A 17,484-nucleotide genomic window follows, 5' to 3' on the forward strand; every position below is an offset into this window, starting at 1 on the left:
CGTCTCTTTTTTCTTGCTAATTCCATTAACCTCTGTTAATCTACTTTCAGATACCAGTCCTTACTTCTTCGCTACAAAATCTAAAGCAGCGGAGTTCAGGCAATAGCGCAGGCCGGTTGGTTTAGGACCATCATCAAACACATGGCCCAGGTGGCCGCCACAACGTGCACAAAGTACTTCGGTGCGCACCATGCCGTCTGTTCTGTCTTTTACCTCTCTTATTCTATAATTGGCAATTGGTTTCCAGAAGCTTGGCCAGCCGGTACCGGAGTCGAATTTGGTTTCGGAACTGAAAACGGGGTTATGGCAGGCGGCGCAATAGTAAATCCCTTTTGCTTTATTGGCGTTGTACTTATTTTTAAAAGCGGGTTCTGTTCCTTTCTGGCGCAGCACATAAAATTGCTCCGGAGTCAGTATCTTTTTCCATTCGGCTTCGGTTTTCTGTATCGTGTCGCGCTGGGTTTGCTGGTTCAGTTTTTCGGTTTGAGCCTCCGATAAAGGTGCATCGCCGGTGGTGGCAGTAGTAAAAGCGGCAGTTTCGGGTTGCTCTGCCTGGTTGCAGCCAAATAAATTCAGCATGGCAACTATAGCTATAAAATGAAGTGTGCTCATAGTTGGTTTACGATTAAAAGTGTGTTTTGCTTTACCTGATGCAATAATTGTGCAATAAATGAACAAACTTCAGGTACCTTATGTTTGCCCCTTAATCAGTGTCAATACCTGATCCTGAAGAAAATAATAAAAACATAACCTCTTTATTTCGAGCCGGCTACTAAATTATCAAGGCTTTTTAGTAATTTTGCACCTCGAAAAATCAATTCAATGCAGAACATTCGTAATATCGCGATCATCGCACACGTAGACCACGGCAAGACAACGCTTGTGGACAAGATCATTCACGCTTCAAAGCTTTTCGCAGAGCACCAGCACTTTGATGACCTTTTACTGGACAACAACGACCTGGAGCGCGAGCGTGGTATCACGATCGTATCTAAGAACGTGTCGGTTCGCTATAAAGGTGTTAAGATCAACGTTATAGACACGCCTGGTCACGCCGACTTTGGTGGTGAGGTAGAGCGTGTACTTAAAATGGCCGATGGTGTACTACTTTTAGTAGATGCTTTTGAAGGTGCCATGCCACAGACACGTTTCGTATTAGGTAAAGCTATCCAGCTGGGTCTTAAGCCGATTGTGGTGGTAAACAAAGTAGACAAAGAAAACTGCCGTCCTGATGAAGTGCACGAGCAGGTATTCGACCTGATGTTTAACCTGGATGCTACAGAAGACCAGCTTGACTTTACAACGCTGTATGGTTCTTCAAAGCAGGGCTGGATGAGCACAGACTGGACTCAGCCTACTGACAACATCACTCCTTTGCTGGATGCTATCATTGATGTGATTCCTGCTGCTCCGTTCCGTGAAGGTACGCCGCAGATGCAGATCACGTCACTTGATTATTCTTCTTTCGTAGGTCGTATCGCTATCGGTCGTGTGCACCGTGGTACACTTACTGAAGGTATGCCGATCAACTTGATGAAAGCAGATGGTTCTATCAAAAAAGGTCGTATCAAAGAACTTCAGGTATTTGAAGGCCTTGGCAGAAAATCAGTTCAGGAAGTATCAGCTGGCGAAATTTGCGCTGTAACTGGTATTGAAGGCTTTGATATTGGCGATACAATCGCTGATGCAGAGAACCCGGAAGCACTGGCACGTATCTCTATCGACGAGCCTACGATGAACATGTTGTTCACGATCAACAACTCTCCTTTCTTCGGTAAAGAAGGTAAATTCGTAACATCACGTCACCTTCGTGAGCGTTTGTTCAAAGAAACTGAAAAGAACCTGGCACTACGCGTAAAGGAAACTGACCGTGAAGATTCATTCCTGGTATTTGGTCGTGGTATCCTGCACTTGTCTGTACTTATCGAAACGATGCGCCGCGAAGGTTATGAGCTTCAGGTAGGTCAGCCACAGGTAATCTATAAAGAAATTGACGGTGTTCGTTGCGAGCCTATCGAGCAATTGGTAGTTGACGTTCCGGAAGAAACAGCCGGTAAAGTGATCGAGCTGGTATCGATGCGTAAAGGTGAACTGAACATAATGGAGCCTAAGGGAGACCTGCAGCACCTGGAGTTCACGATTCCTTCACGTGGTCTGATCGGTCTGCGTAACAACGTACTGACTGCTACTGCTGGTGAAGCTATCATGAACCACCGTTTCCTGGCCTACGAGCCATATAAAGGAACAATCCCTGGTCGTAACAACGGTTCTATCATCTCTATGGAGACTGGTCCTGGTACTGCTTACTCAATTGATAAACTGCAGGACAGAGGAGTATTCTTCGTTGATCCGGGTGTGGAGGTATACATGGGCCAGGTTATTGGTGAGCACAACCGCCAGAACGACATCACGGTGAACATCCAGAAAGGTAAGAAGCTGACCAACATGCGTGCTTCCGGTTCTGATGACAACGCCAAGATCGCTCCTGCTAAAAACTTCTCGCTGGAAGAAGCCATGGAATACATCCAGAAGGATGAGTACCTGGAAGTAACGCCTAAGAGCCTGCGCATGCGTAAGATCTACTTAGACGAGAACGAGCGTAACCGTATGGGCAAGAAAGAAGAAGTAGCATAAGCTGCCTCAACTATAAACTATAAAATCCCCGGTCAGGTAATTCTGGCCGGGGATTTTTGTTTTACTGGCTATTGCTCCCAGCCATAGTTAGTTATTCCTCTTACCCTTCCCAACTCTACTTTCACAGGACTGTAGCCGGCCCTCCACGAATTATCACAGCACAATTATTTACTGGTATAGTTCTAAACTATAAATTTGCATTTTCTATAACCTATCTATCTCACTATGAAAAAGTTATTTCTTTCTTTTGCCGGCATCGGTATGCTGGCCCTGTTTTCGTTGCCTGCTCATGCACAATTCGATATCGGCAACAAGATCAAAAACAAAGTAAACCAGAAAATTGATCAGAAGATTGATAAAGGTGTTGATGATGCCGTAGATGGTAAAAAGAAGGTAGCCGGTAACAAGGCAGCCAAAGGCGAAGCAGCCAGCGATGGCAGTGGTGCAGCCGCCGAAACAGAACCAGGTAAAGTAAAAGCCTGGACCAAGTATGATTTCGTACCTGGTAACAAAGTTATTTTTTCTGATAACCTGGCAGCCGAGGAAGTAGGCGAATTTCCGTCGCGCTGGGATTTGAATGAAGGGAATGCTGAAGTTGCTGTGCTGGGTAAAGAAAAAGCTATAAACCTGCTTAGCTATGGCACCAGCGTGCAGCCTCTTATGACTAAAGCAGAATACCTGCCCGCAACTTTTACCGTTGAGTTTGACATCTTTTTCGACTCCGACAACCCCAACGTCGCGTACGAAATTTACCTTGTCCCTGAATCCCATAACTACGACGAAGCCAAATACGGTGATTTCCTGGACCCGATCTCGATCAGGGCTAACGGTGTTCGGTTTAAGGACTTTGGCTCAGAATCGGAAGAATTGAAAGCGCAGGAAATAAAGAACCAGTGGCGCCATGTGGCCATTGCGTTTAACAAGCGCAGCATGAAGGTATACCTCGATAACCAGCGCCTGATAAATATACCAAATGTAAAAGGCACCCCTACTGCCCTGCGCATCGAAATAGATAAACGCATTGAAGCCAACACTATGGTAAAGAATGTGCTGGTAGCGGAAGGCGGCAAAAAACTATACGACCAGGTAATGGCAGATGGTAAAATAGTAACCTACGGAATTAAGTTTGATGTGAATCAGGCAACTATACGCCCGGAATCTGCGGGCACGCTGGCCGACATAGCCAAACTGATGGAAGAGCAGCCAACCCTTAAATTTACGGTAGAAGGCCATACTGACAGCGACGGCGATGACAAAACAAACCTGAAACTAAGTCAGCAGCGGGCCGAAGCAGTAAAAACCCACTTAGTAGCTCAGGGCATTAAAGCTGACCGACTGGAAGCTAAAGGCATGGGAGAAACCAAGCCAATTGATAAGAACAGTACCCCGGAAGCCAAAGCCAATAACCGCCGTGTAGAGTTTGTGAAGCGCTAAACTATAGTTAACCATCATAAATGCCTGACGCCTGCAACTATAAAAGTGCAGGCGTCAGGCATTTATTAGCTATCCGGGAACAGGCCTATAGTTATGCAGGTATAGTTTGGATTACCTGAACTGCAAGTACACTCAACTAATGCAGCCTCAAAACTATAATTAGCTGCCGGAATCACCAACTATAGTTGCCCTTCCCTACTAATAAACTGCCATTCGCTAAACTATAGTTTGCCTCCGCCCGAAAACATTATATCTCATTTACGTTAGATAGTGTCAGGATTATATTCTTGATAACCTATGAAACTGATATACCTGCAGGCACTGCTTGTATTGTTACTTACAACTATAACCGGCTGCGCCCGGAAGAATTTTTACGCTGAAACACCCGTTACCGACCCTGCTGTTTATAAGCAACTGCACCAAAACCCGGATGCTTTTGATAGTGTTACTGTGCAGGCTGGCAAACATTATAAACGTGGCGCCCTGCACAGGCTGTTCTGGGGAACACATTACCGCCCCGTCTGGACAACTCCTGTCACCCTGCCCCTTTTCGATAAGACTAAAATAAAGGGTGGCCTTAAATTTGAAAAACTGGGTGGCGGTTTCCAGACAACCAGCATGACGCTTACCGACAGTTCTGGCTTTTCGTATGCGCTCCGCTCCATTGATAAAGACCCTGTAAGCGTGGTGCCGGGCATATGGCACAAAACGTTCGTGGCCAATATTCTCCGCGACCAGACTTCAGCCATAAATCCTTATGGTGCGTTGGTTGTAGCTCCACTAGCCGAGGCTGCCGGCATACCGCACTCCACGCCTACTTATTATTACGTGCGCCCCGACGACGACACTTTTGGCGAACATAATGCGCGCTTCAGTGATAATGTATTTATGCTGGAGGAGAAATACGACGGCAAAGATGCTATTACACCCGCTCTTGGAGATGCTGTGGATTTAGTTGGCTCTGAAGTTGTGCTGAACAAGCGTTTTGAGGAAGACGACCATTTTATAGACCAGCAAACCTTTGCCAAAGCCCGCCTGCTAGACCTGCTCCTAAACGACTGGGACCGCCACGAAGGGCAATGGGACTGGGCCGAATATAAAAAGGGGAGCAATACTATTTACAAACCTATCCCTAAAGACCGCGATAATGTTTTCTACCGTTTCCAGGACGGTATTATTCCCTGGATATTCAGCCGCAACTGGGCAATCCGTAAGTTTGAGTCTTTTGATGATGAGTTTAACGACGTGTATGCCCTTACGATGAACTCTGAGTTCCTGGATGAGCGTGCCCTGGCCCAGGTAACGCGTCAGCAGTTCGATTCGGTAGCTGTTGAGCTGCAAAAGGTACTTACCGATGAGGTGATAGAAAATGCTGTAAAACAATTTCCGGCTCCCATCTATAAACTGGAAGGCGAAACAACCTCCCGAAAGCTCCGTAACCGCCGCGATAAACTGCGCGAAGCTGCCGCTGAATTTTATGAGATACTTGCCAAAGAGCCATTTGTAGTTGGTACCGACGAAGAAGACAAATTTAAAGTAAAACGCCTGAACAACGACGAGACGCTGGTAACTGTAACCCGCAAATCAGATGATGTGGTTACTTTCAGACGCACTTTTTTACGCAACGAAACCAAAGAGATAAAACTATTTGGCCTCGCCGACGACGATGAATTTGAAATAGAAGGTGAAGTAGAGAGAGGCATTAAGGTAATTATAGTTGGCGGCCGCGGCGAAGATGAGATAAAAGACAAATCAAAAGTAAAACGTGGTGGCAAAAAGACCTGGGTATACGATACCAGCCGCGGCACAGAAATAGAAGCCGGCCCCGAAACGAAAGACAAAACCACCCGCGACATCAGAGTCCACGCCTTTGACCGCGAAGGATTTTGATTTAAAGTAAACTATAATGCCCTTGTTACAGATACAGTATATCCCTAAAGTAGTATCCTTACTAATTATTTTGTTAGTAATGGCCGGTTGTCAACGCTATCCGCATTCGGTTCGGCAGGTTGCACAAGCTCCTGCAGACGCAGCACTGGTAACCAACTATACCGACAGCACGATAACCTTACCCGCCGGAGCACACTATAAGCGCGGCGCGCTGCACACCCTGTTGTACGGAAGGCATTACCGCAATGCCTGGTACACCCCCGTTAACATTAGGGTACTGGACATAAGTACCGCCCATGGAGGCTTGCAGCCACTTAAAATGGGCGGCAGCCGGCAAACCGTAAGCCTGCGCATGCAAACCAAAGACAGTACCGAGTATGTATTACGATCTATAGATAAGGAACCCGCCGGGGCCTTGTCGCCGAGGTGGCAGAAGAGCTACGTTGCTAACATTGCCCGCGATGCCACCAGCGCTACGCTCCCATACGCCGCCCTTGTTCTACCGGGCATGGCAGCAGCCGTGGGTATTTACCACACCGACCCGGAACTGGTTTACATTCCGCACGATCCTCAGCTGGGCGAGTACCTGGATGAGATGGGTGGAACTATAGTTTTAATGGAACGAAGGCCGGATGGCAAGCAGAAGGATAACCCCAGGATGGGAAATGCTGAGAAGGTAAAAAGCACCCGGTCTATGCTAACCGAACGTCTCTCTGATAACGACACCAAAATAGACGCCCGTAATTACCTCCGTGCCCGCTTGTTTGATATGCTGATAGGTGACTGGAGCCGGCATGAAGACAACTGGCGCTGGGCTGAACTGGAACCAACGGATGACGCATACACCTATCGGCCTGTGCCCCGCGACCGCGACAATGTGTTCTATAAGCTGCACGATGCGCCCATTCCCTGGCTCACGCACATATTAAAATTCAAGCCGCACTTCAGAACATACCGTAAGCGTGTTGGCAACCTCGAGAAACTGAACTATAACGCGCGTCACCTGGATGCTCTCATTCTTTCAGAACTAAGTCAGCAGGATTGGATTGAAATTGCCGACAGCGTAAAAACAGCCTTAGCTGACCAGGTTATCGAAAGCTCGTTCAGAAAGATGCCGGACACGATCTATAGTTTAACAGCTGAACCTATCATTGAAAAACTAAAAGTCCGAAGGGATAACGTAAAAGAGATAGCTAAGGACTACTATAGCATACTGGCTAAAGACGCTCTTATAGTTGGCAGCGATAAGCACGAACGCTTTATAGTTAAGGTGCTTAATAAAAACGAAGTACAGGTGCAGGTGTATAAAACCAATAAGGACGAAGAAGTAAAGCGGCTTTTATTTGAGAGAACATTTAACGCCAGGCAAACCAAAAACATTATTCTTTACGGTCTCGATGGCAAGGATCATTTTGTGCTGGAGGGAGATGCGGACCCGGAAATAACTATCAGCATCTGGGGTGGCGAAGGCGAAGATACTTATACAGCTGAAAGCAAAAAGAAAAGCAACCGCATTTTCATAAACGACAGCACCTATGGCAACAACTATAAAGCCGGAGACAGGGCCAGAGTAAAGCACAACGATAACCTACGCGCCAAGGACTTTACAGGAGCAGGCTTTTTACTACACTTCTACCTCGATTAACCCGACAACTATAGTTCGCAAAAATGCAAAGCGGGCAGCACCTTTCCAGGTGCTGCCCGCTTATGTTATAGGTTAAGCTATGTTAGTTTAACGATCTTTCTTGTTTGTATCCTGGCCACTATCGCTGCCGCTACGGTTGTTTTGGTCCTTAGCGTTTTGTGCGCCCTGGCCCTGCTGCTGGCTCGATGTAGCACCACTGCCCTTCATACCGGTGTCGGTAGCGCCTTGGCGGTTAGCCTGATTCGGATCGTTCTGATTCTGGCCTTGTCCGCTACGCTGCTGACTACCTTGCTGGCCACTCATGCCTGAGCTCTGGCTGCCGCTCATTCCGGAACTTTGGCTGCCTTGCTGACCGCTCATACTCGAACCCTGGCTGCCCTGTTGGCCACTCATGCCCGAACGCTGGCTTCCTTGGGATTGTTGGCCGCTGTTCTGACCCTGCATACTTCCGGATTGCTGGCTACCCTGTGGCTGGTTCTGAGAACCTTGCTGCTGGCCTCTGTTCTGGCCCTGGCTACCTTGCTGCTGACTTCCTTGCGGTTGCTGGCTTCCGCCCTGCTGATTTTTGTTTGATTGCTGATCTTTTTCAGATCTCTTATTTCCTTCCTGTCCCTGGTTTTTTTCCTGGTCTTTCATAGCTTGTATAATTAAAGTACTTAAAAAAATTAATGCCGGCTTTGTGCCTGCTTAACTTAATTAAATACGTTCCCGAGCTATTTTAGTCTGAATCGGAAGAGAATTACAGGTTTTTGTTTACCACCGTAGCAGATGCCTGTGCAGCCGGAAGTATCATTACCTCGGCCAGGTTTACATGTGGAGGGCGGCTAACTATAAAAGCGATCAGGTCAGCGATGTCGTCTGCCTTAAGCGGCTGATAGCCCTGGTAAACACCAGCGGCACGCTCCTTATCTCCCTTAAATCTTACTTCCGAAAACTCGGTCTCTACCAGGCCCGGGTTAACTTCCGAAACTTTGATACCTGTAGTTATAAGATCGATGCGCATAGCTTTTGAGAGCGCATCTACAGCGAATTTAGAGGCACAGTACACATTACCATTGGCATAAACTTCCTTACCGGCAATAGACCCGATATTGATTATATGTCCGCGGCCCTGTTTCTGCATAAACGGGATCACTGCATGGCTCACATATAGCAAACCTTTCACGTTAATGTCCAGCATGGCATCCCAGTCTTCCAGGCTGCCTTCCTGTATCGGAGACAGCCCGTGGGCGTTACCCGCATTATTAACCAGCACGTCTATCTGTTGCCATTCTTCCGGCAACGAGGCAATAGCAAATTGTACGGCTTCTTTGTTCCGCACATCAAACAGCAAAGGCAATACAGTGGTTACGCCTTCCAGTTCCTGCTGCAGTTCTTCGAGGCGCTCTTTACGGCGGCCTGTTACAATAAGTTGGTATCCTTGTTTTGCCAGTGCAATAGCTGTAGCGCGGCCTATTCCGGAAGTAGCTCCGGTTACTAGTGCTATTTTAAACATCAGTCTTATTCAAAGAAAAGGATGAGTGAAATATTATGGTTTGTCTGCTTTTGCAGCAGATGACTATACTGGCTTTGTGTGAGCTTGTGCTGGTTTATTAAACCATGCGAAAAACGTATTTCCGGCGCAAACTTAAAGAACGGGTAAAACATATCTACCCCAAATCCATATTCAAGGGCCAGGTCAAATTTCTCTACAGCAAGGCCCTGATCCGGGTTTTCGTCGCTTTTGCCACTGCCCAGGTCTATGCCCGGCTTAATGCCACCCACCAGGTACATGCGCGCGTTGGTACGGCGCTTTGCTTTATACTTCAGCAGTAGCGGCAGCTCTACCATTGTTGAGCTTATCACTTTATCCACTGTCTGAATTTCGCCGGTCTCCTGGGGCATATTCGTAAACTCGATCTTACGGCTGTAAAATCCTACCCCGGGCACAAAACGCACATCGAGGTTATCGGCAATACGCACATTAAGCACCAGACCAGTATAAAAACCAGGACTGAACTTGGCATTTACATTGGTAGTACCTTCACCGCCGGATGGGTCTGCCGCCAGTTGATCGGCGTACTCCTGCGAGTGGTCTATTACATAGCGGGTAAGTGGTGCCGACAGGTAAAACCCGTAGTGGATTAACTTCTGATCATAGTCAGCTTTATTAAGTGTGTTCAACTTTTTCTGGGCCTGCAGTACCGGAGCACTTAATAGCAATGCCAGTAAAGTAAACAGTGTTATTTTCGTCCGGTGTAAATGGAGCTTATGCCAAATGTGAGTGAATGCCATTTTGTAGATTTAAAACCAACCTTTTCATAGATGTTAAGAAATGCCTGCCCGTCCGGGAAAGCCTGCACTGACTCGGGCAGGTACGTGTATGCAGCATTATCCTTTGAAACGAACTTACCTATCATTGGTAGTATATTCCGAGAATAAAAATGGTACAATTGTTTCATCGGGAAGCTGCGCGGATTTGAAAACTCCAGCACCACGGCCATGCCGCCCGGTTTTAGTACACGGTACATCTCTGCCAGCCCTTTCTCCAGGTTCTCGAAGTTGCGCACCCCAAAGGCTACGGTAATTGCATCAAAGGAGTTATCCTCGAAAGGCAGATTTTCCGAATCGCCATACAGTAACTCTATTTTGCTGGTCAGCCCTTTTTTAGCCAGTTTCTCACGCCCCACAGCCAGCATCCCTTCCGATATATCCACGCCGGTAATTTTATCAGGGTTCAGGCGCAATGTCTCTATCGCGAAATCTGCGGTTCCGGTGGCAATATCCAGTACTTGTTTTGGTTTGATCGGGGCCAGCAGGCTTACTGCTTTCTTGCGCCAGATAATATCGATGCCAGCACTCAGGAAGTGATTCAGGAAATCGTATTTGCCGGCAATATTGTTAAACATAGTTGCCACCTGCGATTTCTTATCGCCGTTCTGGTCTTTATAAGGTACTACTGCCATAGTTGCAATTAAAAAGTATACAGGCAAAAATACGCCACCTAGAATTATAATACACGGTTTATTAAAAAAAACAGGCCGGGCAAATACCCGGCCTGTTCTGTTATAGTTTGCTGATAGCCTTTAAAGCTCTCTGAACTATAGTTTATTGGTTTGCTTTATCTGCTCTTTCCAGCACTCTGAACTCAGTTCTTCTGTTCAGCTGCATGTTTTCTGAAGATGTGTTTGGTACTGCAGGTTTGCGTTCGCCGTAGCTAACTGTTACCAGGCGTCTTTCAGATATGCCTTTGCTCTTCAGGTACTCGTAAGCTGCAACCGCACGGTTCTCACCTAGTGTCATGTTATACTCGTCGCTTGCACGTGAGTCGCAATGGCCTTCGATGCTGATGTTAACCAGTGGATTCGCTTTCATATAAGCTACAACTCTATCCAGTTCACTTACTGACTCAGGACGCAGGTTGTACTCATCCGTATCGAAGTAGATAGGCTTAACAGCCAGTACGCCCGCACGGGTAGCAGTGGTATCTACGTAATCAATGTAGAAGTTCCGAACTATAGTTGTCGTATCGTTCAGCGACATAGGCACTTCCAGCTCTTCCGTTGTGATCTGCTTGCCATCTTTAGCTACCTGTATCTGGAAATTACGGCCAGACAGAATATCAACCTGGTAGTAACCTGAATCAGGGCGGGTAACATCGCGGTAAGAGATCGGACGCTTATCAGCTGACTGGCCATTAAAGATCAGTTCCACACCTGGTATTGCCAGGCTGTCTACTTTAGAGAATACCTGACCCTGCACACGTACGTTGCGGATATAGTTTATGGTATAAATGTCTTTCTCGCCGTAACCGCCAATTCTGTAAGACGACAGGTAAGCATAGCTGCCATCCGGGCTAAGTCTGTAGTAGGTATCATCATCCGGCGTGTTTACCGGTGAACCCATGTTAACCGGCTTTGCCCATCTTCTTGCAACTGAATCATATTTAGAAGCAAAGATATCGTAACCACCCATGGTGTTGTGTCCTGTTGAGGCAAAGTACAACGTACCGTTGTCTGCAAAGTAAGGGCTGTCATCATCAAAAGGTGTGTTTATAGTGCTTCCGATGCTCTTTGGAGCTGCCCAGCTGCCATCTGCATTACGTTTTGATACATAAATATCAAGATCGCCGAACTCAGAGTAAGCGCTTGTGGAGAAGAATAAAGTCTGACCATCTTTTGTGATGAACGCATCAGACTCATAATGCTTGGTGTTAATGTTAGAACCGATGCTTTTCGGCTCGCCCCATGTTCCGTCTGCCTGACGCTCCGCAACCATAATATCACCGTTGTTATCAGCACGGTAAAGCAACAGCTTGGTGTCGTTGTCAAATAACTGGATAGAGGCATCGTGGCTTGGGCTATTCAGGGCACCTGCTACACGCTTGGTTGGCGACCATTCATCTTCCCCTATTCTGGTAGATTCGAAAATGTCTTCGTAGTATTCGCCATCGCGTGCTGGTGTACCACCTGTTGCCTCAGAACTACGCGAGGTATAAAGCAGGTAGTTGTCATCAGAAGAGATCACAGGGCTGTGCTCAGAATAAGCTGAGTTAACAACACCTCCCAGGTTCTTCACGAATATATCTTTCGGGTTAGCTACTTCGCGTTTCGCGTTGTTTGCATGCTGAATCAGCATGGCCAGTTCTTCACGTCGCTCTTCATCACGACGGCGTAACTCCTTCTGGGCAGCCTTAAAGTGCTCGATCGCGCTATCAAAACGATAGTTGATGTGGTCGGCACGGCCTAACCAGTATTCCAGGTCACGGTCTACGTTTGGCTTGATCTTCTGAGCGCGGTACAGGTAATCGGCAGCCTTTTCTTTATCAAAGGTCATATAGCTGATACCGGCATAATACAACGCTTTCGCATTGTTAGGATCGTTGGCCAGTACCTGCTCATAAAAAGGAGCGGCAGCACGGTAATTTTCTTTTGCGAAGAGCTTGTTTCCACTGCGAATCAGCTTTCTGTTGCTTTGTGCAGATGCTGTAAAAGCTATCAGACACAACAGGGCTAACAGCAAAGAAAATCGTGAAAACGATTTGGCTAATTGATTCATGTTGTAAAGGTTTGTTATATTATTTTCTAGGTTTGACTGAGTGTAAGATTTTAAGCATAAATGGCATTTCTGCCCATTATTTTAGCGTCTATACGAGCAATATTAAAATTGGTATATGTTAGTATATAATTATTTTATCCATTTCCGGCAGATACAGTTTTTATGTATAGCCCGTGTTGCAGCGTATTTACTATAGTTCACGTTTTCCCACAATTCCGCACCCAAACTATAATATTCCCAATAAACAATTGAATAAAGGCAAATATATAAAAAATATGGTATTTATATATGTTCAGGTTTTGTTTTATAATTAAACAAGAAAAAACTGCCATGCTCTTATACAAGGCAGGCAGTTAAATGTTCTTACTTTAAAGCTGTATAGTTACTTACTGAGCAGCACTATCTGGTAAATATCCAGTGATCCCATCCCTCCCGGCCTGTCAGATGAGAAATAAGCAGAAGTTCGGTTGCGGTCCAGGGTAAAGTAAAGGTCGTCGTGCGGTGAATTGATCGGGAAACCCAGGTTCTGAACAGGCTGCCAGGCACCATCGCGCATCTCAGACTTAAAAATATCGAAGCCACCCATGGTGTTATGGCCGCGGGAGCTAAAGTATAAGGTCTTTGTTTTGGCATCGACAAAAGCTGCATCTTCGTCGTGGGCAGTATTAATATTTGCGCCAAGGTTAATAGCCGCGCTCCAGCTACCATCCGGGAACTTCTGACTCACATACAGATCAAGTCCGCCAAAGCCACCGGGCCTGTCGCTTGCAAAAAAAGCAAATTCTCCACCCTCAGTTATATGTACTGATGTTTCGTTTGCTAGCTGGCTTAAAGGTATTGGAAGTGGTTTCGGGTTCACCCACGCGCCTTTGGCCTGGTCAAAGCTTCGCAGCCCTTCAGCAGATGCGTAGGTGTAAAGCAGGTTACCATTAGGCGATATCGTTACAATGGCTTGTCCATGCTTGGTATTATCTGATTTCAGGTATTCTTTAGATCGCTGCCATGCACCACCTGACCTCCTGGAAACTTTGATCAGTTCCGGTCCTTCAGGCGCATCGTGCACGGTAAAAAGCAGCGTAGAGTCATTATCAGTAAGCACAGGCACATACTCTACTTCTTTTGAGTTTACAGCTGCTCCAAGGTTTACCACCTGCGCTACCGATGGCTGCACCATCAGCGCCTGTCCGGCATTGCACTCATCAATACGCTTGCGAATTACTTCTACATAGTTCCAGTCTGCCCGACCGGTGCTGTATATCTCCTGCTGGTAATATTTTTTTGCTTCCTCAAACTCATAGTTCTGATGTAGCGCCTCTGCCAGGTTCACGATCACCTTTTCCCCAAATTTAGGATCTATGTCGTATACTTTTTGCAGACTTAGTTTCGCCTTGCGCGGATCGCGAAGCTCCAGCTGACTGATTCCCAGCCGGTACAGGGCCATGACATTATTAGGATCCTTCTCCAGTGCTTTCTGATACCACTCGGCAGCTTCGGCAAAGTCTGCCTTTGCATACGCTTTGTCGGCCTTACGCATGTTGGCATCAGCTGCATCCGTATCGGGCATACGCATGCCAGCGCAAACTATAGCCACCAGTAAAAGTAGGCTGCATAAACCTTTAGCGGACCAAAATTTATACTGTTTCATTTTTTTAGGCGTTATACCAGGCAAGTGTGACCAGTAAAGAGGCATATTCTTCATGTTTGGCAAATAAAACGTACCTTTGTAAGTACTTAAGTTCTGACTTCAGATGCTTAAGTTAACAATTTTATACATTTTCAAACCCCTATATTACAAATATCCGGGGATCGTACCAAATCAGAAGAAGCAGCATGGTTATAAAAGAAGCAAAATTTTTGATGAGCAATACCCGCGTGGAGGAATGTCCGGCACCAGACAAGCCTGAATATGCCTTTATTGGCCGCTCTAATGTGGGTAAGTCATCGCTTATCAATATGCTTACAGAACAGAAAGGGCTTGCTAAAACTTCTTCATCGCCTGGCAAAACCCAGCTTATTAACCACTTCCTTATTAATGATACCTGGTACCTGGTGGATTTGCCCGGTTACGGATATGCTAAAGTAAGCAAGGGGTCCCGCGACGATTGGCGCAAGATGATAAACTATTACTTTCAGAAGCGCGAAAACCTGACCTGCATCTTTGTACTGATCGACTCGCGTCATGAGCCGATGAAGACAGACATGGATTTTATTAATCATTTAGGGCAGGTTGGTGTGCCTTTTGTGATCGTTTTTACGAAAGCTGATAAACAGTCTTCTGTTAAGACGGACTCAACTATAGCCGCTTACAAGCGTACATTGCTGCAAACATGGGATGAGCTGCCGCGCATTTTTGTAACTTCATCTGAGAAAAGAACGGGACGCGACGAACTGCTGGCCTTTATAGATGAAGTAAATGCACAGGTGCAGACCCAGCAATAGTCCCGCTTGAGTTTAATTTTAAATCAAATTCCCTTATGAAAACTAAAATCTCATTATTGTTTCTTTTATTTGCCTTTATGGCAGTAACGGCTTCGGCCCAGACAGCTACAACCACAGACGAGAAAACAGAAAAGCCTGCTTACTGGATACCTGATAATGTGCTGCCTGCAGCGGAACACTACAAAGGTGGTAAAGAAGGCATGTATGCGTTCATCAGCAAAGAAATGCAGTATCCGGCGCTGGCTAAACGTAACCGTGTTATGGGCGAGGCAATCATCGGCTTTACGATCAATGAAGATGGCTCTACGTCTGGGTTTAAGGTATTACGTAACCCGGGTGCCGGCACTGGCGAAGAAGCGTTACGTGTAGCCAGACAACTTAAATTTAATGCCCCGGGCTATGCCCTTAATGTTAGTATACCTATTCAGTTTAAACTATAATAAAAGTTTTTATTCTCTATGCCTATTGATCTAAGACAAGTTGCAGCCATTTCCGGCATGAACGGCCTGTACCGTGTGGTAGCTCCTACACGTACCGGTGTTATCGTTGAGTCTTTATCTGACAAGCCGCAGCGTATGGTTGCTCAGGCACGCCAGCGTATGTCGTTACTGGATGAGATCTCTATCTATACTACTGATGAAGAAACAACCGTGCCACTGGCTGAGGTGTTCGACCGCATCAACGAAAAGTATGGCGATGACCTGCCACTGAGCGAAAAACCAGCGGACCATGAGTACAAGGCCTTTATGGAACAAATACTGCCTGACTTTGACGAAGAGCGTGTTTACCTTTCGGACATGAAGAAGCTGGCTACTTGGTACAGAATAGTGAAACAGCACATCGGTTTTACTGCACCGGAAAAAGAGGAGAAAGCGGCAGAGAAAAAAGCTGAAAAGAAAGCTCCGAAAGCCAAAGCAACAGAAGAAAAACCTGAAGCGGCAGAAGAGAAAAAGACCAAAAAGAAAAAAGAGTAACTATATAAAAAGGCCTTCTGCAAAAGAAGGCCTTTTTTGTTTCTGTACTATAGTTTAAGAAATGGAATACGCAGCAGTAATACTTTCGGGCGCCACACAGCAATTACAAAAACTGTTCAATACAGATGATCTGCAACAAACACACAGCATGGCTGAGCTCCAGCATAAAGTAGCCCTGGCCGTGCAGCAACTGTTACAGACTGACCTGAACCGCCTCCTGAATATTCTTTACCGCATAGATGTAGACGAACACCAGGTAAAACAGGCCATGCTGCTCCCCTCCGAACCTGAAGTGGCAGACCGTATAGCCCATTTAATAATAAAGCGGGAACTGCAAAAGGCGCAGACCCGCTTTATATATCGTTCTAATTAAAAGCTATAGTTTAAACAGCTGCTACTTCGCTTTTAATAAACTCTTCTACTTTATCAACCATCTCCGGGGAGCCTATTACCAACGGGCAACGCTGGTGTAATTCGGTTGGCTCAATTTCCAGAATACGGCGGCTGCCATTGGTCGCTTTACCGCCAGCCTGCTCTACTATATAAGCCAGCGCGTTGCACTCATACATCAGGCGAAGTTTACCATTTGGTGCCTTTGCTGTTGACGGGTAAATATATACACCACCCTTCAGTAGGTTTCTATGGAAATCGGCTACAAGCGAACCGATGTAACGCGCAGAATAATTGTTCTCTTTGCAATAGTTCAGGTACTGCTTAATGCTTTCCGGGAAGCTGTTCACGCTGCCTTCGTTGCAGGAATAAACATTACCGTTCGCCGGTGTTTTAATATCCGGGTGCGACAGGAAAAACTCACCAAGCGACGGATCGTAGGTGAAACCGTTTACACCGTGCCCAGTTGTGTATACCAGCATCGTAGACGAACCATAGATAATATAGCCCGCCGCCACCTGCTGTGTTCCCATCTGCAGGCAATCTTCCATAGTTCCATCGCAGCCAGTTTCTGACTTTCTTCTGTAAATAGAGAAGATTGTTCCGATAGATACGTTCACATCAATGTTAGACGAACCATCCAAAGGATCTATGGCTACAATGTACTTGCCTTTCTTATTGCCTGTATGTATAGCCTCATCTTCTTCCTCAGAGATGATCGTGCATACTTCACCACCGTTTCGGAGCGCCCTGATGAAGCGGATATTGGCAATCACGTCCAGTTTTTGTTGCTCCTCTCCCTGCACGTTCTGTTGACCGTAAGCTCCGGTCACATCAAGCAGGCCTGCGCGGTTAATTTCGCGGTTCACGATTTTACCTGCCAGCGCAATATCTCGCAGTAATTGAGAAAGTTCTCCTGTTGCAAACGGAAAAGCTTCCTGTTTTCTCATAATAAACCTGTCAAGGGTAGTACCTACAGGTATAGCAAGATTGAAATTCATAAGAGCAGATGGTTTGATCTAAATATAGTAGTACAAAAAT

16 protein-coding genes are annotated in these 17,484 nt (G+C 46.3%); 8 read left to right on the forward strand and 8 right to left on the reverse strand.

Going from position 1 to position 17,484, the window contains the following annotated elements; translation table 11 throughout:
- Positions 1-60: 60 nt before the first annotated feature.
- The gene (gene msrB / locus KYK27_RS11220) at positions 61-612 is read right to left on the reverse strand and encodes a peptide-methionine (R)-S-oxide reductase MsrB (protein WP_233150384.1); all 552 of its coding nucleotides are present in this window, start codon (positions 610-612) and stop codon (positions 61-63) included.
- A gap of 210 nt (positions 613-822) precedes the next feature.
- Here msrB and typA point away from each other — a divergent pair, with 210 nt between their 5' ends.
- The 4 genes from typA to KYK27_RS11240 all read left to right on the forward strand — a co-directional run bounded on the left by typA (position 823) and on the right by KYK27_RS11240 (position 7,603).
- Positions 823-2,634 (forward strand): translational GTPase TypA, encoded by a 1,812-nt coding sequence (typA, locus tag KYK27_RS11225; RefSeq protein WP_199110085.1) that lies wholly within the window; start codon positions 823-825, stop codon positions 2,632-2,634.
- 225 nt (positions 2,635-2,859) lie between these two features.
- Positions 2,860-4,068: an OmpA family protein gene (locus KYK27_RS11230; protein WP_199110086.1), complete on the forward strand. Its 1,209-nt coding sequence runs from the start codon at positions 2,860-2,862 to the stop codon at positions 4,066-4,068.
- A gap of 297 nt (positions 4,069-4,365) precedes the next feature.
- The gene (locus KYK27_RS11235) at positions 4,366-5,958 is read left to right on the forward strand and encodes a hypothetical protein (protein ID WP_199110087.1); all 1,593 of its coding nucleotides are present in this window, start codon (positions 4,366-4,368) and stop codon (positions 5,956-5,958) included.
- 16 nt (positions 5,959-5,974) lie between these two features.
- Positions 5,975-7,603 carry a hypothetical protein gene (locus KYK27_RS11240; RefSeq protein ID WP_219337362.1) on the forward strand — a complete coding sequence of 543 codons (1,629 nt, stop codon included), beginning with the start codon at positions 5,975-5,977 and terminating at the stop codon, positions 7,601-7,603.
- Positions 7,604-7,690: 87 nt separating this feature from the next.
- On the opposite strand, the gene KYK27_RS11245 is transcribed toward KYK27_RS11240, so the two are convergent.
- The 6 genes from KYK27_RS11245 to KYK27_RS11270 form a co-directional block, all read right to left on the reverse strand.
- A complete protein-coding gene (locus tag KYK27_RS11245) occupies positions 7,691-8,239 on the reverse strand; it encodes a hypothetical protein (RefSeq protein WP_199110089.1) in 549 nt (182 codons plus the stop codon).
- A gap of 103 nt (positions 8,240-8,342) precedes the next feature.
- On the reverse strand, positions 8,343-9,098 hold the full coding sequence (locus tag KYK27_RS11250; RefSeq protein WP_199110090.1) for an SDR family NAD(P)-dependent oxidoreductase: 756 nt from the start codon (positions 9,096-9,098) through the stop codon (positions 8,343-8,345).
- Positions 9,099-9,103: 5 nt separating this feature from the next.
- Positions 9,104-9,877: a porin family protein gene (locus tag KYK27_RS11255; RefSeq protein WP_199110091.1), complete on the reverse strand. Its 774-nt coding sequence runs from the start codon at positions 9,875-9,877 to the stop codon at positions 9,104-9,106.
- A complete protein-coding gene (gene ubiE, locus KYK27_RS11260) occupies positions 9,826-10,548 on the reverse strand; it encodes a bifunctional demethylmenaquinone methyltransferase/2-methoxy-6-polyprenyl-1,4-benzoquinol methylase UbiE (RefSeq protein ID WP_199110092.1) in 723 nt (240 codons plus the stop codon). Before ubiE ends, KYK27_RS11255 begins: the two co-directional genes overlap by 52 nt.
- A gap of 142 nt (positions 10,549-10,690) precedes the next feature.
- Positions 10,691-12,640, reverse strand: a complete 1,950-nt coding sequence (locus KYK27_RS11265; protein ID WP_199110093.1) for an OmpA family protein — start codon at positions 12,638-12,640, stop codon at positions 10,691-10,693.
- 382 nt (positions 12,641-13,022) lie between these two features.
- Entirely contained in the window at positions 13,023-14,285 is a 1,263-nt protein-coding gene (locus KYK27_RS11270) for a tetratricopeptide repeat protein (RefSeq protein WP_199110094.1), read from the reverse strand.
- A 185-nt stretch (positions 14,286-14,470) separates the two neighbouring features.
- Between KYK27_RS11270 and yihA the strand changes: the two genes are divergently transcribed.
- From yihA to KYK27_RS11290, 4 genes are all read left to right on the forward strand, one after another.
- Positions 14,471-15,079, forward strand: a complete 609-nt coding sequence (yihA, locus tag KYK27_RS11275) for a ribosome biogenesis GTP-binding protein YihA/YsxC (protein WP_199110095.1) — start codon at positions 14,471-14,473, stop codon at positions 15,077-15,079.
- A 35-nt stretch (positions 15,080-15,114) separates the two neighbouring features.
- Complete coding sequence (locus tag KYK27_RS11280; protein WP_199110096.1) at positions 15,115-15,519, forward strand: energy transducer TonB; 405 nt, start codon at positions 15,115-15,117, stop codon at positions 15,517-15,519.
- A gap of 18 nt (positions 15,520-15,537) precedes the next feature.
- The gene (locus KYK27_RS11285) at positions 15,538-16,053 is read left to right on the forward strand and encodes a DUF5606 domain-containing protein (protein WP_199110097.1); all 516 of its coding nucleotides are present in this window, start codon (positions 15,538-15,540) and stop codon (positions 16,051-16,053) included.
- A 61-nt stretch (positions 16,054-16,114) separates the two neighbouring features.
- The gene (locus KYK27_RS11290) at positions 16,115-16,426 is read left to right on the forward strand and encodes a hypothetical protein (RefSeq protein ID WP_199110098.1); all 312 of its coding nucleotides are present in this window, start codon (positions 16,115-16,117) and stop codon (positions 16,424-16,426) included.
- A gap of 10 nt (positions 16,427-16,436) precedes the next feature.
- Here KYK27_RS11290 and fbp read toward each other — a convergent pair whose 3' ends face one another.
- Positions 16,437-17,444 (reverse strand): class 1 fructose-bisphosphatase, encoded by a 1,008-nt coding sequence (gene fbp / locus KYK27_RS11295; RefSeq protein WP_199110099.1) that lies wholly within the window; start codon positions 17,442-17,444, stop codon positions 16,437-16,439.
- Between the last annotated feature and the right edge of the window lie 40 nt (positions 17,445-17,484).

Origin of the sequence: Pontibacter populi, assembly GCF_019336435.1 — a bacterium.
Lineage (GTDB): Bacteria > Bacteroidota > Bacteroidia > Cytophagales > Hymenobacteraceae > Pontibacter > Pontibacter humidus.